Source organism: Oceaniferula marina (assembly GCF_013391475.1).
In the GTDB taxonomy this organism is placed as follows: Bacteria; Verrucomicrobiota; Verrucomicrobiia; order Verrucomicrobiales; family Akkermansiaceae; genus Oceaniferula; species Oceaniferula marina.
The window spans coordinates 26,322-51,507 of sequence record NZ_JACBAZ010000011.1; the positions used below are offsets into that span (position 1 = coordinate 26,322).

At 51.2% G+C, this 25,186-nt stretch carries 16 protein-coding genes; 7 read left to right on the top strand and 9 right to left on the bottom strand.

Annotated features, from left to right (window positions below):
- Positions 1-84: 84 nt before the first annotated feature.
- Entirely contained in the window at positions 85-1,095 is a 1,011-nt protein-coding gene (locus tag HW115_RS17285) for a helix-turn-helix domain-containing protein (RefSeq protein ID WP_178934386.1), read from the bottom strand.
- 176 nt (positions 1,096-1,271) lie between these two features.
- On the opposite strand from HW115_RS17285, the gene HW115_RS17290 reads away from it, so the two are divergent.
- Genes HW115_RS17290 through HW115_RS17300 form a run of 3 tightly spaced genes read left to right on the top strand, consistent with a single transcriptional unit; the run spans position 1,272 to position 4,303 of the window.
- Complete coding sequence (locus tag HW115_RS17290) at positions 1,272-2,114, top strand: sugar phosphate isomerase/epimerase family protein (protein ID WP_178934390.1); 843 nt, start codon at positions 1,272-1,274, stop codon at positions 2,112-2,114.
- Between the two features lie 20 nt (positions 2,115-2,134).
- Positions 2,135-2,878, top strand: coding sequence for a ThuA domain-containing protein (locus HW115_RS17295; protein ID WP_178934392.1), 744 nt, complete (start codon positions 2,135-2,137; stop codon positions 2,876-2,878).
- 48 nt (positions 2,879-2,926) lie between these two features.
- A complete protein-coding gene (locus HW115_RS17300) occupies positions 2,927-4,303 on the top strand; it encodes a Gfo/Idh/MocA family protein (RefSeq protein ID WP_227021624.1) in 1,377 nt (458 codons plus the stop codon).
- 435 nt (positions 4,304-4,738) lie between these two features.
- On the opposite strand, the gene HW115_RS17305 is transcribed toward HW115_RS17300, so the two are convergent.
- Positions 4,739-6,208, bottom strand: a complete 1,470-nt coding sequence (locus HW115_RS17305) for a sulfatase (protein WP_227021625.1) — start codon at positions 6,206-6,208, stop codon at positions 4,739-4,741.
- Positions 6,209-6,519: 311 nt separating this feature from the next.
- On the opposite strand from HW115_RS17305, the gene HW115_RS17310 reads away from it, so the two are divergent.
- Together HW115_RS17310 and HW115_RS17315 are read left to right on the top strand one after the other, a co-directional pair.
- Positions 6,520-11,121, top strand: a complete 4,602-nt coding sequence (locus tag HW115_RS17310) for a LamG-like jellyroll fold domain-containing protein (protein WP_178934394.1) — start codon at positions 6,520-6,522, stop codon at positions 11,119-11,121.
- Between the two features lie 53 nt (positions 11,122-11,174).
- Positions 11,175-12,389, top strand: a complete 1,215-nt coding sequence (locus HW115_RS17315; protein ID WP_178934396.1) for an outer membrane protein assembly factor BamB family protein — start codon at positions 11,175-11,177, stop codon at positions 12,387-12,389.
- A gap of 202 nt (positions 12,390-12,591) precedes the next feature.
- On the opposite strand, the gene HW115_RS17320 is transcribed toward HW115_RS17315, so the two are convergent.
- The 6 genes from HW115_RS17320 to HW115_RS19840 form a co-directional block, all read right to left on the bottom strand.
- A complete protein-coding gene (locus HW115_RS17320; protein WP_178934398.1) occupies positions 12,592-13,851 on the bottom strand; it encodes an MFS transporter in 1,260 nt (419 codons plus the stop codon).
- Between the two features lie 36 nt (positions 13,852-13,887).
- Positions 13,888-15,021: a 2-aminoethylphosphonate--pyruvate transaminase gene (phnW, locus tag HW115_RS17325; RefSeq protein WP_178934400.1), complete on the bottom strand. Its 1,134-nt coding sequence runs from the start codon at positions 15,019-15,021 to the stop codon at positions 13,888-13,890.
- 55 nt (positions 15,022-15,076) lie between these two features.
- Complete coding sequence (locus HW115_RS17330; protein WP_178934402.1) at positions 15,077-16,501, bottom strand: aldehyde dehydrogenase family protein; 1,425 nt, start codon at positions 16,499-16,501, stop codon at positions 15,077-15,079.
- A 24-nt stretch (positions 16,502-16,525) separates the two neighbouring features.
- The gene (gene phnA, locus HW115_RS17335) at positions 16,526-17,776 is read right to left on the bottom strand and encodes a phosphonoacetate hydrolase (RefSeq protein WP_178934404.1); all 1,251 of its coding nucleotides are present in this window, start codon (positions 17,774-17,776) and stop codon (positions 16,526-16,528) included.
- A 141-nt stretch (positions 17,777-17,917) separates the two neighbouring features.
- Positions 17,918-19,465, bottom strand: a complete 1,548-nt coding sequence (locus tag HW115_RS17340; RefSeq protein ID WP_178934406.1) for a tetratricopeptide repeat-containing sulfotransferase family protein — start codon at positions 19,463-19,465, stop codon at positions 17,918-17,920.
- A 72-nt stretch (positions 19,466-19,537) separates the two neighbouring features.
- Positions 19,538-20,299, bottom strand: a complete 762-nt coding sequence (locus HW115_RS19840; RefSeq protein ID WP_227021626.1) for a PEP-CTERM sorting domain-containing protein — start codon at positions 20,297-20,299, stop codon at positions 19,538-19,540.
- Between the two features lie 207 nt (positions 20,300-20,506).
- On the opposite strand from HW115_RS19840, the gene HW115_RS17350 reads away from it, so the two are divergent.
- Complete coding sequence (locus HW115_RS17350; RefSeq protein ID WP_227021627.1) at positions 20,507-22,171, top strand: DUF4091 domain-containing protein; 1,665 nt, start codon at positions 20,507-20,509, stop codon at positions 22,169-22,171.
- 64 nt (positions 22,172-22,235) lie between these two features.
- Here the strand turns inward: HW115_RS17350 and HW115_RS17355 are convergent, their stop codons facing one another.
- Positions 22,236-23,414, bottom strand: a complete 1,179-nt coding sequence (locus HW115_RS17355) for a XylR family transcriptional regulator (RefSeq protein WP_178934410.1) — start codon at positions 23,412-23,414, stop codon at positions 22,236-22,238.
- 498 nt (positions 23,415-23,912) lie between these two features.
- Between HW115_RS17355 and HW115_RS17360 the strand changes: the two genes are divergently transcribed.
- Positions 23,913-24,854, top strand: a complete 942-nt coding sequence (locus HW115_RS17360) for a dihydrodipicolinate synthase family protein (RefSeq protein ID WP_227021628.1) — start codon at positions 23,913-23,915, stop codon at positions 24,852-24,854.
- The last annotated feature ends 332 nt before the right edge of the window (positions 24,855-25,186 follow it).

Here is a 25,186-nt window from a genome sequence, read left to right on the forward strand (position 1 = left end):
CGGTGACCCGGTGGACAGTCACGTACGTTTCGAATGGGTGGGGGGGCTATCCGATGGGGCGGGGGAGAATTTTTTTTGGGGGGCTCAATCCTCTGAAGTGCCGTGGCGGTAGTTTTTGGGTGAACAGCCGCGAAGCTTTTGGAATCGGGCAGAGAAATAGGCGAGGGACTTGAATCCACAGGCGTTTGCAATTTCGCCGATGTTCATTTCCGGTTGTTCGACGAGCATCTTGGTGGCGGTTTGAAACCGACAATGGTTGAGGTATTGGACGGGCGTCATGTTTGTGATGACTTTGCAGTAAGATGCGAACTGGCTGCGGGATAATCCACATTGTTTAGCCATGTTCTCAAGCGTCCAATCTTCATCAATATGATCTTTGAGTGCATCTAAAAACATTTCTACCACTCGCTCTGAGGTTGACAGGTGGCTGTCGATGCTGGGTTTTTTACTGATGAGTAAATGGAGCAAGGCCAAGAGCAGTTCGTTGCTGTAGAGTTTTAGTTTTGTTTGGTTATTTTCCGGTTGCTCATTTTCGATGAGGTCGGTGAATTTTTTTAGGATGCCGAATACTTCGGAATTGGTATCCCAGATCGCTTGTTCGTTATGTCTCAGAAGGCTTGTCAATTGATTGAGCTCTTGCGGGCTAAGGAGGACCCAGTCAGGCCATTGCCATGCTTGGTTTGGTCGGCGAACTTTGACATCGAGGATTAGCCAGAATAGTTTTGAGGGCGATAAATCAGGATTGCCAATTTGATGAAATTGCCAGGGGCGGGTGATTGCGACTTGTCCGCTTTTTAATTCTTGGATGTGTTGGCTGACTCCAAATTCGACTTTCCCCCCCAGTAGAAAGGAAAATTCGATACCTTCATTGCAATGAGAGCCAAGTCCCCAGGTTTGTGATTTGGTGATGTCCCAAAAGCCAAGTGACCTTATCTCAGGAAGGTAATCTGGGTCTACTTGTTCTCCAGGATAGGGCGGGTGAGACCATGCATGGACGTTGACATGCTCATTTTCAGACGCTTTTTTGAGTTCTTCACAAGAGTCGGCAATACGGATTTGGTCGATATCCTGAAAGATGGCGCTGGTGTGTTTCATCGGTGGTGGCTTGGCGATGTGGGGTTTTTGTGAAACTTTATATATTTACCAGTGAAGAAAAATGAAAGCTTTTTGTGTCGCCTCTGAGTGATTGTAATTCATGATGTCCTTAAGTTTGCGCGTTGAAGTGGAAGCGATTTTTATAGAATAGTAATCCCAGCATTAGAGTCGAAATTATGATCATAGGATGTTTTGCATTGGTTGAGCCGTTTACGTCTTTCGAGAGACAGCTAGAAGCAATTAAAGCCATGGGGATTGATTATGTGGATCTCACGGATTCCCATGAAGGTGGATCTTTGGGGGTGGAGTATGGGTTTTCGGCATCCATGAGCTTGGATTCTCATCCGGCAAACATACGAGAAATGCTTGCCAGCCATGGATTAACCGCGACGAGTGTTTGCGCGCATGCGAACCTGCTTGACCCAGAGAGCCCTGATCGTTTCGGGACATGTCAGATTATTAAAGCCATTCGCTTGGCTCACTTGCTTGGGATTAAGCAGGTGATCACTACGGAAGGGGACCCCAAAACGGATTTTGGCAAAGGTCTCGATGAGGAGCAAATGTTGCTGATGTGTGCTTCCAAATTGTATGAACCGATTCGTTGGGCTCGTGAATTGGGCGTCGAACTCTTGCTGGAGCCACATGGGATATTGACCGATAGGCTTGAAACCATGGTTCGTTTGCTGGATGTGCTTGGGAACGAAGATGTGGTGGGAGTGAATCTGGACACTGGTAATTCCTGGCTTGGAGGTGGGGATCCTTTATGCTTTGTCAAAACCTTGGGAGATCGGATCAAGCATGTGCATTGGAAAGACATGGGGTCGGAGTGGTTAGCCCAGCGTGGGGCTGTGTATGGATGTGGTATGGGGAATATCCCACTGGGGGATGGCATTGTCGGTATTCCGTCAATCGTCGAGGAATTAGATCGGATTGGCTTTGATGGACCTACCACCTTGGAGGTTGCCGGGACTGAGAACATCCTTGAATCTGTTCAAAGGCTTCAATCCTGGAGTTCATAACAATTTCGCTGCAAAGAATCATGGGATCGATCAAAAACATTCTGCAGTGGATGCTCGCGATTGGATTGTGTCTTGGCGGAGCCCAAGCTGAGCCGATCCGGGTCATGTTGCTTTCAGGGCAAAACAATCATGATTGGAAAAAGACAAGCCCCTTGCTGAAAAACATCTTTGAGAAAGCTGGAAACGTAGAGCTCAGTGTAACGGAGCGCCCTGATTTGCTTGTTGCTGAAGATTTTCAGAATATTGACGTGATTGTTTCGAATTGGAATACCGTTCCCAAAAATTCGAAAGTCAAGGAATGGCCGGCTCCCCTGAAAAAAGCATATGTCGAATTCGTAAAGAATGGAGGGGGCCATCTATGTGTTCATGCCGGATCCTCATCATTCTACGATTGGAAAGAATATCATGAAATCAGCCTGATGACCTGGAAGCATAAAAGAACCACACACGGGAGACAACATGTGTTTCCGATTCGTGTGGATGATGAAGCTCACCCGGTATGCAAAGGTTGGAACCCAGGCCAGATCAGAGGGGAGCTATGGAGAAATATTGAAGTTCATCCGAAAGCCAAGGTGTTGGCTTCATCTTTTTCCGCCGAACACGATGGAGGTTCGGAGACTTGGGAACCCTGTGTTTTTGTGGGACAATTTGGCAAGGGCCGTTGCTTTGCAACATCTCTCGGTCATGACGTAAGGTCTCTGAGCCAGCCCAAAGTTGAAGAGATTTTTATCCGCGCTTTGCAGTGGGTCAGTCACAAACGATAGAACAAGAAACAATCATAGAATTTTAATCAAAACCAAACGATGAGTGAAATGGATAATCAAATCAAATCGAAAGCTGGCATGAAGCGGCGTCAATTTCTCAAAACCTCACTCGGTACTGCTGGCTTATTGGGGTTCCCCACCATTATTCCGGCTACGGCACTGGGAAAAGGAGGGAAGTCAGCTCCAAGCGAGCGAGTTAGAATAGGCATGATTGCCTGTGGGAACCGGGGGAGAGTGGCATATGAATATGCGCAGATGCCGGACGTAGAGGTGGTGGCTCTAGCTGACGCCAATCTGGCAAAAATAAGCCAGCTGAAGAAGCACAGAACATTGTCCGGCAAAACCTTCCAGGAAACGGATGACTTTCGAACGATGCTTCAGGATGATATTGATGCTGTTCATATCTCCACGGCGGATCATTGGCATGTTCCCTCGATGCTGTTGGCTGCTCGCGCAGGCAAACATGTGTACGTGGAAAAGCCGTTGGGCGTGAGTATTGAGCAGTGCCTTGCATGTAATGAGGTGGTGAAGGAGCATCCCGAACTGCAGGTTCAGTACGGGACTCAGAATAGGTCAACTGCTTATGTGCGTCCGATCATGGAATTGGTTTTGAATGGACACATCGGAGAGGTGAAACAAGTTTATGTTTGGGCTCCAAGAGGTAAAGCTGGCGGTGTGCATGTTCCGAAGCCTGTTCCTGCAGGATTCAATCTGGACATGTGGTATGGTCCGGCTCCGGTCAAACCATTCTCAGACGACCGGTGTCTGAAGAAGACGGGTATTTATTACATTTATGATTATGCCATTGGCTTCATCGCTGGTTGGGGGGCTCATCCCATGGATCAACTGCAGTGGTGGTTGGATGAAACGGGCATGGATATCCCTGAAAAGGTAAAAGCATCAGGTGTGATACCGACGACGGGATTACATGACACTGTGACCGAATGGGATGCTGAATTGAGTTATTCCAATGGAATGCAAATTCGATTCTCAGACGACAAGGCCATTCAAAAATATCTGCCGAAACTTGACGGCTTCAGGCCACAGAGTCACGGAACCTTGTTTGTGGGCAGTGAGGGGTGGGTCTGTTGTTCACGTAACCGTTTCCAAGCATCCTCACGCGAATTGTTGGATAAACGTAAAGATCCGGGTGAAAAGTGTTTGGTTCACTCCAAGGGGGGGCATGCAAGGAATTTTATTGATGCCATTCAAGGGCGTAACCAAACAGTTACGAATTTGTCATCCGCTATTCGCTCTGACATCGCCTGTCACCTCGTGGATCTGGCGATACGGAATGGAGGCCAAGTCGAATGGGATGGAAAGAAACAGACCGTCGTTGGGAATGAAACGGCGATCGCGGGGATGCACAGGTCGATGCGTAAACCATGGAATGTGCTGGATCCCAAATACGCCCCAGGAAAATGATTTTCAGTCGTGGCGCTGTGGTACCATTCAGCCAATTTAACTGATCAAATGGTATGACTTCTATAGCATAGTTGACTTTGACTGTGTGTGCCCAAGCTCTGTCGTGGTTTGTGAATCACGACGGAGCTTTTTCATGTGAGGCCGAGCTGCGGTGTCCGGGGCTGGGCATTCATGTTGAGGCAACATGCCAATCAAGCAGGACAAGACCTCTCAGGGCTCTTACATTAGGGAGAGTCTGTCGGTGATGCCTGCGGCGCTGACAGGATGGTCAGGATTTTTTCAAGATTTTTAATCTTCAAAGATCAAGGTTTGGCCACAACCTATCGCTTACTTCTAAAAAGAATCCTGTCAATTCTCTTCAATCAGGTGAATCTTGTTAGCTCCGCAGCTTGTTAGCCCTTAGGGGGATGCGCTCTGCCAGGCCTCTCATTTGATTTACTTGATTAATATTGGGGCGTCTGCGTCCAGTAGTTTGAGCAAACGTTCAGCGACCTCTGGTTTTTTTGAGATGAGGTTATGGGTTTCTTCGGGATCTTGGCTGTGGTCGTAGAGTTCCCGTTTGGTCCATCCATTTTTCCCCTGTCTTGTGGCAATCAGACGGTATTGGCCGCTGCGCACGGACCTGCTTTTCCCCCAGTAACTGATGGCTGCATTTTTTCCAGCGTGCTCCGGTTTGTCGAGCACTGGAGTCAGGCTTGATCCTCCGAGAGGAAAGGCGGTTTGAGTATCCGAGAGTTGGCAGAGGTCCAGGAGGGTGGGGTAAACGTCCAGAGTTTCAACGACGGCCGAAGTCATGCCCCCCGCTTTACCTGGGACGCGGATCATCAAGGGGCTTTGCACACTACGCTCCAGCGGGGAGTGCTTGCCCCAGATCGCGTGCTCACCGAGGAACCACCCGTGGTCGCTCCAAAGTACGACAATGGTGTTCTTTTCCAAATCGAGCTCTTTCAGCTTGTCGAGTAGGCGACCGACGAGGGCGTCGGTGTAACTGACGCAGGCGTAATAGGCTTTTTTTGTTTGGATCCGGTCTTCTGCGGTAAGTGGTTTGTTAGGCATGTGGTAACCATAAAATTCTCCACTGCGATGGGCATAGGCTGTGTTGCCCCGTTTCACAACGGCACTGTCTTTGACATCGACATCGTTGTAGATGTCCCGGTATTTCTTAGGAGCAACAAAGGGGAGGTGAGGTTTATAGAATCCAACTGCTAGGAAGAATGGTTTTTTCTGTTTTTTGAGCTGCTCGAGTTTTTTTAATGCGTGTTCGCAGTTTTGGCCGTCGGGCAGTTCGTTGTCCTTGACGTCGGGGAATTCCATGACCGGGCGGTAGCCGCTTTTATCTTCGCGGTGTTTACCTTTGTCGTAGGCGAAAAAACATCCCCATCCGTATTTCCAAGGGCCATAGGGCATATCCATCTCGGTCCAGGCATTGGGGATCTCCGGGGTGCCGGGGCCACTGCCGTTGTAACGATAGTTTTTGGAGTCCGGTGTATGGGAAACTTTGCCGATGGTGACCGTGGTGTAATCGCTGCGTTTGAAATTTTCCGGTAAGCTCAGAGAGAGGTCCTTGCTTTTTCCTTTTCCCAGGTTGTGGAACGCGTTGTTACTCATTCCTTTAGAACTCGATGGACGACGTCCAGTGAGCAAGGCGTAGCGTGAAGCTCCGCAGGTGGGCACCTGGACGTAGTGGTTGCTGAACGTGATACTGGAATCGGCCAAGCGATCGATGTTCGGACTACTCACCTCCTCCACACCGTAGCACCCGAGCTCGTTGCGCAGGTCATCGATACAAATCATCAGAACATTGTAGCGGTTTTGTTCGGCTAGCGGGGATTCCTCAGCAGCAGCGGTGTGGAATGGGACGGTGCAGACAAGTGCCAATCCTAGGATGGAAAGCATGGTTTTCATGGTGTGGGAAATCATCGGGTGCAATGTGGAGGTGAAGCCGGGAGGCGGTTCTTAGACGATGGAATACTCGTGACGACTGAGAACTTTTCAGTAGGGGGCAGGTAAATCAAACAAGACTGTCTCTTTTTTGTTGAAATATCCAAGTGTGGATATTCAGCGAAGCGAGAATTGAAGTGATAGTCACCACACACTCTGCGGGATGGTATCACTCAAAGGGTGTCAAAAATGCCATGATTATTATCACTAATGTTATGGGGCTGAATTTGAAATGTGTCTCATTTCTCACATAATGCGCTTCCTGCATGATGGCGATGAACGAAAATAAACACACACGGGGTCAGATTAAAAAAGCCCTTGGGTCGGCTGCCGTTTCTGGGATGATCGGCGTATTAGGTTTTGGTCTCACAAATGCTTCGGCTGAGGTGTCCCGTAATCAATTACTTGGTTATTACCCGATGAATGGCGATTCTCAGGATCATTCAAATGCAGTTGGAGGATCTTCGTCAGCCAACGATGCGGTTTGGTCCGATGCCTCGGTTTACCAAAATGGTATGTTTGGTCAGGCGGCCACGGTCGGAGACGGGGCGGGCGGTCACTATTTGTCGGCCAGTGGTGCTGAGTATGTTTTTGGTTCAGGTAGTTTTTCGGTGGTCTATTGGGTGAATGTCAGCGGGGCGGTGAGTTCCGATCCGGTGTTGATCGCCGGCGGCGGCAAAAACTGGTCAAGTTCGGGGGGGACATTGGGATGGGTGTCGACGATTTCCGATGATAATATCAAGGCGAATGTTTCGGACGGTTCGACCCGGAAGGATACATCATGGGTTGATCTGGACCCGGGAGCCGGGAGCTGGTCGCTGGTCGCGCTGGTGGTGGACCGTGATGCCGGAGTGTTATCCAATTATGTTTTGGATGATAATGTGACGACGATTGGTGACGATGCTTCCGCGCCCTCGTCTCAGTCGATTGCAGGTTTGGGAAGTTTTACAGGAAGCAACAATCAGATTGTGATGGGGCAGGATGGTGATGGGGCTGGGTATGGTTCATCCTATCCAGGTTTGCCTGCTACGGGGATTGATGATGTCTCGATTTGGGGGCGGGCATTGAGTCAGGATGAGATTCAGGCGATTTATACCTCCGGTCGGGCGGGGCAGCCATTGGGGAATATCCTTTCCGCTTTGCAGGTGTCATTGGATGATCAATCCGGAGAGGTCCAATTGGATTGGGACGCTTATGATTTGGCCGGTTTGACATCGCCTGAGATCAGGGTGAGTCGGGATGGAAGCGTGATTGCGACCTTGGCGGCGGATCGTGCTACCTTCACGGACAGCCCGTCTCCGCCACGGTATGCCGATGTGGTTTATCAATACTCTGTGGCGTTGTATGACGGGGGGGATGTGGTTGCAGACTCATTGGTTTCGGCTGAGCTACAATGGGACCTTGAGGGACTGCCCCAAAATTTGTCGGCTACGGCAGACAGCTTGACTGGGCAGGTGACTCTGATGTGGGCTGCTGTTGGTTCGGGTTTTCAAGCGGACGGGGTTCAGGTGTTTCGGGATGATGCTCTTATTGCTACGTTGGCTTTGGGTGCCAGCAGTTATGTGGATACTCCTCCATTACCTGTCAATCAGCCTGTCACGTATACTTATAAGCTCAGGGCTTATGGTGGCTGGCAGGGCGGCGGGCATACAGACATCTCGGCTCAAGCGACCTTATCGCCCGGAGGTTTGGCGAATGGTCTGATTGCCAATTACCGCTTTGAGGATGGATTCAAGGACACGGCAAGTGCCGCAGTGGTTCATCCTGGAGCTCCGGTGAATCGTCCTGCGATTTCGGGCAACGGTGTGTATGGTCATGCGGTGACTTTTTCTGACCAGCTTCAACAGGGTATATGGGTTGCTGATCATGACGCCTTGGACTTTGGGGATACTGGCGATTTTACGGTTTCGTTTTGGATGAAGCGATGGGGGGTGATGAATTCGAGCCTGCCCAATGGTGAAGCTGGAGATGGTGTGCTGATCTGTAAGCAGAACTGGAGTAACGGAGCGTCACCCGGTTGGGGGGTGTATGCCACCAGTGACGGTGGAGTGAAATGGAACATCGCTGGAAGTAGCCGTAAGAGTGGCGATATCGCCAGCGGTGCCAGTGGACTAGCCGATGGTCGGTGGCATCATATTTTGGTTTCTTGCTCGAGATCCGCTTCAGCGAGGTGCTTTGTGGATGGTCAGTTTGTCAAGGCCATCAATATCTCGGGGGCTGGATCTGTGGATAATGCCCTGCCCTTGGCAATGGGGCTTGACGGTAACGGAAATTATTCTTGGAAGGGGGAAATGGATGAGGTCGCTGTATGGAATCGAGCTCTGGGAGACAATGAAGCCATTGATGTATTCAGAGCCAGTACCAAAGGTTTGGCACTGAGTGGGAAATCCATCGTTGATTCGGATGCTGATGGTATGGATGACGCTTGGGAGAAAAGTCATTTCGGAGATCTCAGCCAGCATGCTGACGGTGACGCTGACCGGGATGGTTTGTCGAACTATCGTGAGTTTGCTGAGGGATCCAATCCCAGCTCGCCTCAATTCTCAGCTGTTAGCCGGGTGAGTGAAGTTGAAATCGACGGGCAGAGTTATCCAGTGCTGCACTACATGCGACCTGAGTTGGATGGCGATATCAGTTATGTGCCGGAAGCCAGTGCGGACTTGGCCAATTGGATGAGTGGCGAAGGGCGGTTTATTCCTCATGGCAACCCGATTGACCTGGGTAACGGTCAGCGCGAGTATCAGCTTCGCTATTATCAATCTGTGGATGCTGTAGCGACTGGAAGGGTGATGATGCGTGTGCGCATGGAGTCCCGCTATCAGGCAGCCATTGCCGAGACTATCGAACCAACCGTTGAGTTAAGAAATGGTCAGGCGATTGTGAGCTGGACGACGGCTCAGCCTACGGTCACTGTCATCAATTATGGGGCGGACGGGCAGACAACAAGTCGCTACGAAGACTACACGTTGAAGACGCATCATGAGGTGGTGATCAACATGGATGCGGGTAAAGAATTTACTTACACCGTGATTCAAGTGGGAGTAGATGGGATTGAGTCTCGCTCCAAGACCTACACGGTATCTGGTCTCTGGGATTACAGTCCTCCCCCCGTGCCTGAACAGTTTGGATACGATTCAGGCGGGAACTGGTCGGCGAGGGCGGATGAAATCTTGTCTCAGCCTGGGATCTTGGATCGTGGTTATTGTCTCGATTACCTGTGTGGTGATGGTCGACTGGCCTACGAATTGGCGCGTAAAAGCCAGATGGTGGTCATCGGTGTGGAGGACACGCAGGCTGAAGTCGATGCGGCAAGGGCCTTTTTGGTAGCTCGTGGAGTGTATGGTTCGAGAGTATCCATTGTCCTCGCCAGTGACTTGTCGCAACTTCCTTTTGCGCCTGACTTTTTCAATTTGATCGTATCCCAATCGCACATGGCCCAGGCTGGTGATTTTGAGATGTTGAAATCGGCGGTCGAATTTCATTCCATTCCAGGGCGTGGATGGGTGGCCGGCCTGAAGGAAGGTGAGGTGTATGCCGAGCAAAAAGCAGAGCGTGCGGGAACCGGTGTGTGGTCGATGTCCTACGGCAACCCATCGAATACGGCCTCATCGACTGAGGAGTTTAGCGGCAAGACCACGATGGGCGGGTTTGAGTTGCGCTGGCTTGGATCTCCCGGTCCCGAGTTGGCCTGGGACAGGCAGACTGCAGAGCAGCCACCGCTTGCGATGAATGGTCGTTTCTACTGTCAGGGCCGAGGTCGGATTCTAGCTTTGGACTCACACAATGGCTGTGTGTTGTGGAGTAAGGAACTGGATGATGCCCAGCGGTTCAACATGCTGCGTGACGCTGGCAACTTGAGCGCTGACGCCGATGCGGTGTGGCTTTCCCTGAGAAAGGAATGTTGGAGAATGGATGGGGATACCGGGCAACTGACAAGCTTTCCTTTAGTGGAAGGTCCTCGCTCAGACCTCGATTATTGCTGGAACTATGTTTGTAGTACCGATGGGCATTTGCTCGGTTCGGCTTCTGTGGATGAGGCTTTTTACAAAGGCCACTGGGGAAGTCAGTTTTGGTATTCCCATGTGGGGGGCTCTCTGGCCAACCAAGTGATGTCGGATAATCTTTTTTCGATCAATCCCTCGGATGCTTCGGTGAATTGGGCGTATCAGGAGGGCTTGATTTTGAGTGTCACCATTACCGTGGGGGATGGGAAAATTTATTTTCTCGAAACCAGGAATGAGTCAGCTGTTGCTGGAGTTTCGCGTCGATTGGCTACAGGAACTTGGAAGCAAGACCTCTATCTGGTTTGCCTCGATTTGGCCAGCGGGGCGAAGCTGTGGGAAAAAGAATCAAGTTTTAGTGGTGGCACCCAGACGGTTTTCCTGATGTATGATGGGGAGAGCAAGCGCGTGATTCTCAGTGCGGGCGACGGTGGGACAAACTATCTTTATGGCTACGACCCAGCAGATGGCTCACCTGTTTGGAATCAATCGGCCGCTTGTTATAAAACCGACCACGGCGGTAAGAATCAGCACCCTGTGATCGTGAATGGTGAGGTGCTTTTGACCCCGAATGTCTTTGATGCGTTGACCGGTGTATTAAAACGTAGTGATATTCCTAAGAACAACGGGCAAGGATGTAATACCTATTGGGGGTCGAAAAACTTACTTTTTTACCGGACCGGGTATAGCGGGCAGGGCTTGTCGATGTGGCCTATCCGGGGGGGGAGTCGGTCGGGAATCGAGCAGGTCAAAGGCGCATGTTGGCTCAACTGGGCACCTGCAGATGGTATTTTTCTCATCCAGGAAAAGAGTGCAGGTTGTTCATGCGGTCAGTGGGTTCATATTTCCCAAGGCTGGGGGCCGAAGCAGAATTAGCCATGGCCTTTTGTTCGTTTAAAACGGTTCAGAGTGTTCTATCATCATAGATTATGACAAAAATATCGATACCATACCTTGTTGTTGCCACCCTTGTCGGGGGGCTTGTTCAGGCGGCTGATTGGCCGAGCTACCAGCATGACAACCGGCGGTCGGGAATGACGTCGGAGCAACTTGATGCCGCGGCGCTTTCGCTTTCATGGGTTTTTTCGGCTAAGGCCCGGCCCCAGCCAGCATGGCGCGGTAAGATGGAGCGTGATTCCTACGCAAAAAAGAGTTTCCTTGCTGATACCTATGATTATGACAAGGCCTTTAACCTGATCGCTGCGGATGGCCGTGTGTATTTTGGCTCATCATCGGGCAATGCTTGCGTGGCATTGGATGCGGCAAGTGGAGCCGAGCTATGGAGAGTTCCGGTGGGAGGGGCTGTTCGGGTGGCTCCAGCTTACGACAACGGGCGAGTGTATTTCGGTTCGGATGATGGTGTGGCTTATTGTGTGAATGCTGTGGATGGAGCGTTGCAATGGAAATACCGTGGGGGGGCGTCGGATATTCTGATAGCCAGTGATCATAAATTTTTATCACGACAGCCGTGCCGCACTGGAGTACTTGTGCAGGATGGTTCGGTGTATTGCGGTTTTGGTTTGTTGAGTTGGCATGGAAACATCATGTCGAAGTTGGATGCTGCTACGGGTGATGAGCAGAATAAAACGCAACTCAGTGGTAGCGGTTATAGTTTTGAGGGGCTGTTGTTAGCTGATAGTTCCCAGCTATACGTCACCCAAGGGAGATACGCCCCAGCTGTTTTTTCACTGTCAAATGTATCGTTGCAGGGAAAACTGCCGGGTTGTGGTGGGACCTATGCAACCTTGAGCACGTCAGGGGCGGTGTTTCATGGACCGGGGCACCGGGGTGTGAGAGCGGATCATCTTCAGGAAAGCACGGCGAGTAGCCGGGCGGGAGTGACGACCCATCGCTTTATGAATCGCATTCTCGTGAACGGCTCTGATCGCTTTGCCTTGGTTCGGGATGCTATTCAGGCGACTGGCGCTCAGACCTGGGTTCAAGGGCTGGAAAAACCCGTGACCCTTATCATGGGCGGCGGGACCCTTTATGTTGGTGCACGTAAGCAGGTGGTCGCAATCGATTCCTCTACGGGAACGGTGCTCAACATATTCCCAGTAGAAGGGGATGCCTATAGTTTAGCGGTTGCCGATGGTAAGCTCTTTGCCTCTACGACGGTGGGGAAGATTTATTGCTTTAAGTAAGAAGTTAGGGAAGGCCATCGCGTGGGAGTGGAAAGAGCCTCCATGACCTTTGTTATTTGTCCGCCTTTCCCGCTCCTTTGGCAAGACGGGCCATCAAGGTGTCAAAGCAAGGTGGTTTTTTACCTTGGTCTTCTGCGGCTTCCTTGCGTCGGATGTCCTTCGGCTTTCAGTGCCTGGTCATACCAATAGGGGTTGAACGCATTCATGATTTTCTGATTTCTTTGCGTTTGGCGGCAGGTGTTAAAATGAGGATGGCGCTTATGCTAAGGAGAATGAAAAGAATAAAAACGGCGTCCCAGCCGTAGCGTTGTTGAATCCAGATCGGAAGAATGCCGGAGAGAATACCTCCAAGGGAGCCGATGCCATTGACGATCCCCGTTGCAGAGCCGGAATTTTCTGCCCCTCCGACATCCTGGGCCGCCGTGCCGGAAACGAGGGAATCCGCGATGTAGAGGAAAAAGCCGACAAGCGCGAGACCGAGCACGACCATCCAGAGACCACCTTGAGCCAGACCACGGAACGCAAAAAGCCCCACGGTCATGCCGATGAGTGCCAGCCATGCCAGCCTGCCCCGGTTTTTGACAAATAATTTGTCTGCAATGACTCCTCCTAGGAGCAACCCGAGAAAGCCGCCGGCTTCGAAGCCGTTGGATGCATAAGCGGAGATATCTTTGGCGAAGCCCTTGGTTTCAACCAGGTAAAGTGGTAGCCAGGTAAAAAAAGTGTATCGAACAAATTTAAGGGAGAAATAGGCCGCTCCATACATTAGGATAACCGGATGGGTAAGCATTCGAACGAAGCTGGACTGCTTCTTTGTGCTGGAGGATTCGTGACGGGAGCGGCGTTCGATCTGATGGTTTTTATCTTCCGGGGTATTGATTAAAAAGAGACCTTGGACGATCCCCACCAGGATGAGAATCGCGCCATGAATAAAAACCGCATGTTTCCAGCTATAGTTTTCTCCCACGAGGTAGCCCGCAAGGGTATTGGCTCCAAGGCTGCCACCGATGTAACACGTCATCCAGAATCCCATCACCCGACCTCGCTTGGAGTGGGGGATCCAGGCGCTGATCAGTTTGCAGTTATTGGACCACCCGGTGGATTGGGCCAATCCATTTAATGAATACACGATGAAAATGACGCCAAAAACCGGGAACAAGCCGATGGCGATGGCGGCCAAGCCGGAACAGAGCATGCCACAGAAGATCAGTTTTTTCGGACCGTGTTTGTCTCCCAGTGCTCCACTGACAAACTGTCCGATGGCATACACGGAGAGGTAGCCCGTTTGGATGAGTCCAATTTGATTTTTCGTCAGGATCCCTTCCTCGACTAGTGTCGGAGTAATGATGCCAAAGTATTTTCTGCCGAAATAGTAGAAGAAATAGGCAATGTAAGTGAGCAGCACCATGCGTAATTGGAGATTGCGCAGGTTGTGGGAGGCATGGGGAAGGGGGCTTGGCATTGGCGAAGTTGAGTGGATCGTGGGGGTGAGTTTGTGTTATGATCCTAGCAACTCGTATTCATATGCCCAGTACATTGATTCTTCTACCGCTCGTAGGAGCCGGGTAATGTCTTCCGGGAAGACATGTCCGATGGTGCCGATGCGGAAGCTGTCGATGCCTGTGACTTTGCCGGGGTAGATGACAAAGCCTTTCTCCTTGAGGGAGTTGTAAAACTTCATAAAGTTGTAGTCTACATGTTCCGGGTTGTAAAATCCAGTGATAATCGGGCTGTGATATTTTTCCGGCAACACGCACCGGAAACCGAGTTTTTCCATGCCCGAGACCAGTCGTCGTTGGTTTTCTGAGTAGCGCTTGTAGCGTGCAAAGACGCCTCCTTCGGCTTCCAGTTCGAGCATGGCCTGGTAAAAAGCACGGGTCACATGAGTGGGACTGGTAAAGCGCCATTTGCCTTTGCCTGTCTCGTGTCCGCGCCATTGCTTGTAGAGGTCGAGTGAGAGGGAGCGGGCGATACCTTCGGTTTTTCTGAGTTCACAGGTTTTGGCGATGATAAAACCAAACCCAGGGACCCCTTGAATGCACTTGTTGGCCGAGGAGACAAGGAAGTCGATTCCAAGCTCGGCAACATCAAGAGGGACACCTCCGAAAGCGGACATTGAGTCGACCATGAAGATTTTGTCATGTGTTTTAACCACCTTGGCAATGTCCTCGAGCGGGTTCATCATACCGGTCGTTGTTTCGTTGTGAACGGCAATGACATGGGTGATTTGCTTGTCTTCAAGCAGGGCTTGCTCCAAGCGCTTGAGGTCGGGGGGAGCAAGTTCTCCGCTATCGTGTACTAGATGCTTGATCTTAAGGTAGGATGCAATTTCGGCGAGTCGATCGCCATACGCACCATTGGTGAGAACGAGTAATTTTCCGTCATCTGGAACCACGGAGCCGATCATGGATTCCACTGAGAAGGTTCCGCTTCCTTGCATGAGCACGCAGGTGTAGTCCTCTGGTCGGGTGGCGGTGGCTAATTGGATCAGACCTTGGCGAATCGGGGTGATGATGCCGAGGTTGTAGTCATCATCCCAGGTACACCAATCTCGCAGCATGGCTTCACGGACCGTGGGAGACGTGGACAGAGGACCGGGAGTGAGGAGTATATACGGGTTGTCAGTGTTCATGCTTGCGAGAGGTGGTGGGGGGGTGTCCGGTTGGGTTGGAGATTGGTAGGGGGGCTCATTCCCAGGGGATGGAAAAGGTCTTGGTGTTTTGCATGAATTTGACAGCTTCGGTGACGCCTTCCTTAATGCCGAGTCCTGAGTCCTTGATACCTCCAAATGGGCTGCTTTCGATTCGGAAACCTGGGATTTCATTGATGTTGGTGGTTCCGGTTCGGAGGTGTTTGGCTGCTTTGAGCGCTTCTGTCATGTTGTTGGTGACGATGCCTGAGCTCAGACCAAAATTGCCGGAATTGTAGTATTGGATGGCGTCGTCGAGGTCTATGATGGCGATGATGGGGGCGAGTGGGCCAAACGATTCTTCTGCCACCATCGGAGTGTCACGCGGGACATGGCTGATAACGGTGGGTTCCATCAGCGCTCCATTCCGATTGCCCCCCAGCAAGACCCGGGCACCATCCGTTTCAGCCCGGCGCAGGACCTGTTCCAGATAGATGGCGGCAGGTTCATCGATGACGGTGCCAACTCTCGTTTCGGGATGTTCCGGGTCGCCAGCGATGTATTCTTTGGCTTGTTCGACAAAGCGGGAGGTGAATGTTTCGAGGATCGATTCTTGTACGAGCAGACGTTTGACGGCGGTGCAGCGTTGTCCGGAATTACGGAAGCAGCCTTCGGCAGCCAGCTTGACGGCGAGATCGATATCGGCGTCTTCGAGGATGATCAGCGGGGAGTTTCCTCCGAGTTCGAGGCAGGTTTTTTTGTAGCCTGCTATCTTGGCGATGTGTTTGCCAACCTTCACTGAACCTGTGAAGGAAATCATTTCCACCCGATCATCGGTGATCATGGGGGTGACGATTGTGTCGATGTCACCGGAAACAACCGAGAGCATCCAGCCGGGTAGTCCGGCTTCGTAGAGCAGTTCGGCAAAGCGGATGGCCGTCAGGGGTGATTTGTCCGAGGGTTTGAGAATCATTGGAGCTCCGGCAGCAATGGCAGGAGCTACTTTGTGCACTACCTGATTCAGTGGGTGGTTAAAAGGGGTTATGGCGCAGATCAATTGGAGAGGCTGCTTGAAGGTGATGATCTTTCGGTTTTTTCCCTGTGGAGAAATATCACAGGAGAAGACCTCCCCATCATCCTTGAGGGCCTCGATTGCGGCAAATTCAAGGACCTCCGAACTGCGTCCGGTTTCATACATGCTCTCTCGTATGCAGAGTCCGGTTTCCCTGCAAATCAGCTGTGCCAGTTCTTCACGGTGTTCTGCTAACAGATTTGCAGCTTTTCTCAGAATGGTATGGCGTTCGTAGCGACTCAGTGGGGTGTGCTGACCTCTGAGCGCTGCATCTATCGCCTGATCGAGTTGTTCAGGGGTGATGTTACTGACCGTTCCGGTCAGGGTGTTGTTCCAAGGGTAGAAAACGTCAAGTTTATCGGAGCTGTGGACGGCTTCTCCGGCAATGTAGGATGGCAGGTCGAGTGACATGGCAAATTTGTAAGTTGGGGGAGCTTAGGCTCCGGCATTGCAGGCAAAGGCAAAGACGTCGAAATTTCTAGGGTCTGCGGATGCTATTTTCCGATATTCTTCATTCAAGGGTTCGGACAGCAACAGGGGAACCATTTCTTCATATCGTCCTCCGTGAGAACGTAGCCCCCCCTGGAGCACGCTGAGGTCGTGATCGGCTTCCGTTTTGCCGACAACCACATCCCTTCCGGACAGCACGCAGATGTCTCCGACCCTGTCCGGGGCAAGTTCGAGTTTGAGCGCTGCGAGGTTCCGGCCATAGACTTCAGTGATACCCTCTTGTTGATAGAGGAAATCGATCATTTCTTCTTTCCGGGATGGCTCATCGAGATGAACCATCACTAACGAACCGAGTGCGCCATGGTGGACAACGTAAGGGTCGGTGATTGGGCAAATGACCCGGATGCCCTCAGGTCCGAATTGCTGCTTCAATAGAGATTCTACGTAGATGACTTTAGGTTTTCCTTGGGCATCGTTTTTGGCGTTCATGCCATGGTCTGCCGTGGCTGCAACAATACAACCGGCATCGAGCAGTCGTCCAATCTGGGCGTCGAGTTGCTGATGGAAGTTGAGCGACTCCAGTTCGTGGGGCGCAAACTTATGCTGCATGTAATCGGTGAGCGAAAGGTAGAGGAAGTCGGCTTTGCCTTGCTCGGCCAATGCTGCTCCAGCCTCGAGCACGTAGATCGAGGCGTCCCCCGAGTAGATCTCGGGTTGAGGTTTGCCAATGATTTCCTCAGCCTTGTCCACTCCGTGGGTATCTTTTGTTGCTTCGTTGACTTTTTCAGAGGAAAAAACGATGCCTCCACGCTCGACGATTCCATCGCCGAGCACGGTGCGCAGTTTTTCCTTGGCGGTGATGAATGCCACGTTGCGGCCGGCATCGGCGGCGGCATTGAGCAGGGTGTCACAGCGGCGAAATTCCGGCGAGTTCATCATGACTTCCTCGCCGGTGTCCGGATTGAGGAAAAAGTTGCCGCAGATCCCGGTGACAGAAGGGGGGACTCCGGTGACAATAGCGGAGTTGTTGACGTTGGTGAAGCTGGGAAGGGCTCCTCGCACCATACCGCGGTAGCCTTTTTTGACCATGGCCTCGAGCCTGGGCATGTACCCTTGGGCGATGGATTCGGTGATGTATTCATCCGCACAGCCGTCAATACAGATGACAGCAATAGGACGTGCCGGTGGACTGTAGGTGCGACAGTTGACGGTGAATGCTTGATCGGAAATATTCATATGACCCCTGCCAATATAACAGCCTTCCGGCTTGCGTGAATGGCTGAATTGTCATTTAGAATATCATTTTTAACACTCGTAGGTGTCATTATTGAGCGATTAGAGAGGCGCAAGGGAGCCATGTGGCAGCTTCACGTTTACCTAGTCATCGCCAAGCTGTTCCATGAGTTGGGGGTGACGATCAAATGCGGCTTCGAAGGCAAAGGCATAGTGTTTCCAGCGCCCGACAGAGCGGGTGTGTATGGGCTGGGTGATTTCCAGGTAGGTTGGGGAATTGACGGGGTGTTGGGTGCGTGTTGATAAATAGTTGGAAATTTGCGCGTCCCATGGAAGGTCGAGTAATTTGAGCGTGGCCATCACCGTTTGCTTGAGATTGCGCACGGTATCTTCATATTGAACTTCATGCCATTGGTCTTCGGGGATGGACTGTTTGATCCCTTGCCAGTAGGAAAGTTCCTTGCTGATCCAGTCGAGAGTGGTGTTGGGGTCGAGAAAATGGGCACTGATTGAGTTCAATGGAAGGAATCGAAGAAAGCAGCTTACTGCGATGTCGCGTGGGTCTCTTAATGCATAGAGGATCTTGGCGTGTGGAAACATACGCAAAAAAACAGGAAGTTGTCCTGTGGCGGAGGGGTTTTTGTCGAGTAAAACCCGGTGGTTTTCGTTAGGGGGGGAATGCTGGGCAAATAGTTTCCAATACTTGAGGCCTGCACTTCGGGCGCTTGCTTTTGTGATACGTTGGAATGCGGACGCTCCGTCCTCGCCAGCCTTCGCATGGCCAAACATCGAGCCATGGAGATAGCGGGGAAAGATGTTCAGTTCGTCAAATGATTGAATCATGGGGTGGGATCCGATGACTCGCTCAAACAAGGTGGTTCCAGAACGTGGGCAGCCGGTCAGCATACATGGTGTTAACTTGCTCGCTCGCGTAGAATTTTTCCAAGACTCCAGAGTTTCCGAGGAGAACACTTCGGCGATTTCCTTTTGTCGATTTCTCCAGAGGTGATCCGTTTCCATCATGTCTTTTGCCGCGGGGCGAAGTAAGTCCTTTGCCTTGGATGCTGATCGGTAGGCTGAATGATAATCCCCCTGAGCGTCTTCAATGTTAGCGAGTTCATACCAGGCTTCTGAGCGATGATAAAAATGAGCGGACTCCTCATTCGCGACATTAAGAAATTGATTGATTGCCTTCGTGTGTTCGCCTTCACGTCTTAATAGTCGGCCATGTAGAAGCACCAGAGCCGGGAGTGTTGGGTTTTTTGATAGAGCTGGCTCCAGCCATTGACGTGCACGTTCCGTTTGGTGGCGGCGCTCATAGTAAATAACCAATTCGATGACGGCTTCGAGGCAGTCTGGAGATGCTGCTGCGAGCTGTAGGTATTCGAGGGCTTCATCTGGCATGTGGGCCATACGGTAGCTTTGCCCAATGAGTTCTGCCGCCTGGGGTGTTTGTTTGGCATGATGGTCCAGTTTTGTTAGCAATGCTTTGGCCTCCCTGATGTGATGGGCATCTCCAAGGGCGCGTGCGGCATCGATTAAGGCTGTTTGGTTGCAGGGGTGTTTCCTTGCTGCCATTTGGAAAAAGGTCAAAGCCTTGAGCGGTTGGTGTTCCCAAAGTTCTCTGGCTTTGTGTAGCTCAGGAAGGTCTTCACTTGTCCAAGCCTGGTGATGAGCTGTTTGTTTCCGCATGATAAAATATAAAAAAAAGCCAGTTTCTGGTGAAACTGACTTTTAAATGATTTGCTGTAAAATGGCGACCGTTTATTTACGTCGACGTAGAATCAACGCAAGGCCTCCGAGGCCGACTAGAGCAGCAGATGAGGGTTCGGGAACCGTGGTGATATCAACAATGACATCATCAGCATACCAGTCGTTGGCTCCTCCTGCGGCATGTCCGGTTCCTGCAACGAAGGTGACGGTAAGGGACTGAGCCGATGCCGGGACAGTGTTGGAAAGCTCATATTGGGCCCACCAGTCGGGGTCGGTTTCCGAGGTAGCGTTGTTGCCACCACCTGGATTTACGATTTTATCCGCGGTATTGATCTGGTTGGTTGTTACTCCCCGGTCGAGGGTGAATGTGGAGAGCGCGGCTCCCGATCCGTCTGTGGATGAGAAAAACTGAAGCTGGGTTGCAACGATGTTACCGTCGCCACTGTAGCCCGCCATCCAGGAACCAAAGGTAAAAGTTCCGTTGCCGTTGGCGATATTGGCCAAGTCAGCACCGCTGAGAGAGGTGCTGAGGTCGACAGTTTGTGATGGAGCTCTGAGACCTTTGTAAGTATCGGCTGCAGTGTCAGAGGTTGCTTCATAAAGCAGGGGACCTTGTGTTCCTGAGTAAGTTTGACTGTAAAGGTGCATGCTTCCCCAGCCTGTGATGGTTCTATCACCGCCTCCTCCTGCACCGATGGGGGTTCCTGAGTCGTTGTCGAATCCTGGGTTTACGATGACGTTTGCGCCGTGGACGCTGCCGACAAAAGCTGTAGCCCCAAGAAGAGCGCTTAGTCCGATGTGTTTGTGTTTCATATTTGAATACATTTGTGATGTTTGTTGTGGCTCTTTGATTTGGTAGCCGCAATCAAGAGGATATTATCATGGAGCAGCTCTCATGGAATAGCATAATTATCAGGAGGCCTGTCAATTTCGACATGATTGTTTGTTGTTGGTCAGACAGGATAGGCCTCGGGAACTCATTGAAATATGAGAGCCTTGGTTGACGTTATGGATGGTTGAATGAGTATGAAATCCATGATGTTTTCGAGGGGCCGCTTTCTTCTTTCTGTGTTCTGTTATTTGGTGGCGACGGGGCAGTTTGTGTGTGGGCAGCAGGCCGGCATGTTTGATGAATTGGAACCCTTGTTTCCCGACAGTGGGGCTCACAATGGAAAGGCTGAATTTTCATCGACTGTGCCTCGCGGAGGTGTGGCAGGCGTTCACCTTTTGCTGGATCGCTTAGCCTCGGACTCGGAAGTAACGGTGGAGAGTGCTGGTGCCGTGGTGATTCAACAACTTCTGCCGGTGGATGTGCAACAGAACACCGGGGTAGAATCGCGGACGGAGTTGCGTGACGGTAAGTTGAACCCGCATGTGATTCGTCGGGCTCCTTTTCAGGTGTTTGACGCGATTCGGCCGCTGCCTTCCGGGAAAGCCCTGGCCGATGGTTCAGGAAGGTTGTCTTTGCGGCTTGAGTATGCCGTTCAGCGAGATGCAGAGCCTGGGATAAAAAAAATCCATGTGACCCTGAGGTCCGGTTCATGGAAACAACGTGTCACCTGGAATGTGGACGTGCACCCGGCTGTTGTGCCTGATGATCAGCCAGGGTACACGAATTGGTTTTCGGTCGCTAATTTGGCAAGCTATCACGGGCATGAGATGTGGAGTGAAGGCCACTGGAAAACGATCGCACAAGCTGCAGCGTTGATGCGGGAGCAGCGTCAGACGATGTTTTGGATCCCGTGGGGGGATTTTATCGCGCTTGATTCGGACGGGAAGCTGGCTGTTGATCAAAAGCGGCTGGATCGTTTTGCTGGTTTATTTTTGAAGTTGGGGTTTGAGCAGGTTGAACTTGGTCATTTGGCACATCGTGAGAATGGTGCCTGGGGTGCCAAGCATTTGGTGACTTCGCTTGGGAAATTGAGAGTGGATTCGGACGAGGGAAAGAAACTGCTTTTGGATCAGTTGGCGATCATTCGCCGTTTTGTCCTGCGTCACAAGTTACATGATCGAGTGTTTCAGCATATCAGTGACGAACCGCTTTCTGCGCATGCCGCCGATTATGTGATGGTCGCCAAGATGGTGCATGAGCACTTGCCTGAAGCTCCAGTATTTGATGCCATTCATTGCACGGATGAACTGGTGGGTGCGGTGGATGTTTGGTGCCCGCAACTGGATATTTATTATCGTCATCGTGCCTTTTTCCAGGAGCGAATGAAGGCGGGTGAGCAGGTTTGGATTTATACTTGTTTGTCACCTGGAGGCGCTGCCCTGAATCGGTTATTGGATCAGGAACGAACCCGCTGTGTGTTGCTTTCCTGGTTGTTGATGAAGGACGGCTTGTCCGGATATTTGCACTGGGGACTGAACCATTACCGCAAGGGGAATGACCCATTCAAGGAGACCTCACCTCAGTTTGATGATAAGCCGGGGCCTTCACGTAATTTCCTACCTCCCGGTGACAGTCATGTGGCGTATCCGGATGGTAGCCATCTTCTATCGTCTGTTCGCCTATGCGCGCATCGAATCGGTATGGAGGATGCGGCATTGATCGGGGGAATGCTCAGCCAAAAGGATCAAAGCGAAATGGTATCGAAATTGATACTTGAGCCACGGAAGCACGAGCTCGATGTGCAAGCTTACCGAAATGCTCGCAAAGAATTGTTGGATAGGACCTCGCCTTGATCCCGGCATGTTTGCTCACCTCCTGAAACATCATGTGTTGTTTTCAGACCGCAGCGGATGCGTATTATTTCAATAGTGCTCGATAGGCTGTTGGAGACATCCCTTGATGGCGCTGAAAAAAGCGTGATAGGTCTTCTGGGGTTTGGAAATTCATTTGATATCCGATTTCCTGAATATGGAGTTCGCTATTGGCCAGCATGCTGCGGATCTGATTCATGCGAACATTGTCGATTTCTTCTTTAGCCGTGTGGCCCATGATTTTTTTGAAGCGTTGTCGAAAACCCGTGTAAGACATCCCGAATTGGGCGCTTAAATCGGCAATGTTCACTGGGCCTTTGGCCGCATGCTTGTGGATGTAACTGACGGCTTTGGCGATGGAGTCATCCTTGAATGAGAGCATGTTGCTCGATTCCCGTTCTGTGATGCCTCCAACAGGGAGCATGATGTCCTGGCCGGGTGCCTGAGCTGTTATCATTTGGTGCATCAATTTGGCCGCTTGATAGCCAATACGTTCGTTCGGGTAATGGATGCTGGTGATGGGCGGTCTGGCTGACTGGCAGAATGGGGAGCTGTCACCCACGCCGACGACGGCCCAATCCTGGGGGACCTGGATATTCATCTGTTCCGCGACTTTCAGGAGGTTCATGGCAGCCATGTCATCCCGGGTGAGAATTCCGATGGGTTTTGTCGTGTTGACAAGTTGATCCTTCATTCGTTGTTGGATTTCTTTCCAACGTTGTTTTCCCTTGGTTTGGCTAATCGGAACATCGACGGTGAAGCAACTGCGCCCTCTGCGTTCGAGTTCTTTTTGAAATCCATTTTGGCGGAGGTTGGAATAATGGCGGGTGGAATCGCCAACGTAGCAAAAATGATTCAACCCTCGAGAGATCAAGTAGTCAGCTGCGACTTTTCCAATTTCTTCGTTATCAGGAAGAACGTTGGGTAGAGAGGGGATCCTCGTTTCAGCGCTCAGGTTGATGATTTGAATGCCTCGTTTTTTCCATGCTGCATGTTCGTCTTCAGAGCAACGGAAAACAATCAGTCCATCGCCTTGCCATGAGTCGTCGATGTTGACGGGTTCGAGTTCGTGATCAGAATACACTGGGATATCCATGTGCCAGGTGAGATTGTATTCTCTGACAAACTGTAGAATCCCCCGGATGATGGCGTCGCCGTATTTACTCCATTCCGGAACTCGTAAGCCAATGCGCAGAACATCATGGTGGTGGGGCTGAGTTTTCACAGGGGCGTTCATAATGGGAGAGTGGGTGGAGGTCAACGGGCTTTGTCCCAAGGCTCGGCTTATGCGCTAGTCTGATTGGTGCTGATATTAAATGGGAGGAATAGTTTCGTCGAGCACAGTGATGCCGCTTTATACTGGGCTAAACCGAATGCACCCGTTTAAGAGCGGGATGCGTCGAATCGCAACGCCCAAACGCATGCAACTTTCTCGTGTTTGTTAGTGCAGAAAACCCGATCGTGGGCGAAGCTTGGTTGTAAAAAAACAACACCCTTCCCGACCGGGTACTCCGTGCTGCTTTGTGGCCGGCCGAAGACCTAAATGCACTCGCTGGTTACAGAAGCCGAGGCAAGCGTATTATTGAGTATTTCCGTAGCGATAACCCACCCTGCAAAACCCTCGACCTATGTGCTTAAACGGGTGCCATTCGGGCTAGGCCATTGTCAAAACACAAGGGAGTGCCGTTGAATCCGTCAAGACGCGGGTGCTATGATGTCTCGCATGAGCAACATATTCTCTGGAACCATTCCCGCACTGATGACCCCCTGCGATGCCGAGGGGACTCCTGATTTTAACGCCTTGGTTGAGACCGCAAAGTGGTTGATTGAGTCCGGTATGGACTCGGTCGTCTATTGCGGATCGATGGGCGACTGGCCATTGCTTTCTGAACAACAACGCCAAGATGGAGTGAAGGCTCTGGTGGATGCCGGAATCAAAACCATTGTGGGGACAGGAGCTCAGAACACCCGTTTTGCTGCCGCGCATGCTGCCCACGCCCGCGAGGTGGGGGCTCATGGTTTAATGGTGATTCCACGTGTGTTATCGCGTGGATTGTCACCGGCGGCACAATACAATCATTTTACAGCCATTCTGGAAGCCGGGGGCCCTGACCTGCCAGCTGTGATTTACAATTCGCCATACTATGGTTTCGAAACCAAGGCCGATTTGTTTTTCAAATTACGCGAGCGTTATACTCAATTGATTGGCTTCAAGGAGTTTGGTGGTTCTGACTCACTGACCTATGCTGCTGAACATATCACCAGTGGAAATGATGCACTGACTTTGATGGTTGGAGTCGATACCCAGGCCTATCATGGATTTGTCAATTGTGGGGCTGGAGGTGCGATCACCGGTGTTGGGAATGCCCTGCCACGTGAGGTTTTGCATATGGTTGACCTTTGTCAACGCGCTGCAGGCGGGGATGCTGCTGCCCGTGTGTATGCACAGCAGTTGAGTGAGGCCATGAATGTGCTTTCCACCTTCGATGAAGGTCCTGATCTGGTGCTTTATTATAAGCATTTGATGGTGCTTGAAGGGCATGCTGCGTATGTCCATCACATCAACCCGGATGATTGTTTAAGTCCGTCACAGAAGGCCCATCTGGAATCCCAGCATGCTCTGTTCCGCCAGTGGTGGAGTTCATGGGAAGGCCGTAAGGCCTGAAGCGCTTGAGCTTTTTTATTAAGCTGCTCAAGCGATTTTCGGTTTCAGCCCTCCTTGTATGGGGAGGGCTTTTATTTTGTTCGTTTCCGGAGCTGAGCATAACCGGTATTCGAAAATCCGGCGGGAGCTGCCTTTGATCCCATGGCCTGAAGGGGGGAAATAGATCCTTCTCAGCAGATGACGTTCGATCCCGAATTGCGCTTGCTGTTTTGTCCTTGAGTGAATATGAATAAGATATGAGTTGTTCGGGGATAACTTATCTAAATTGATCATAACTCACTTAAAATAAGTTTTTAAAGGTCATTTTAATTATCCGAATAAAGTCTGAGTAT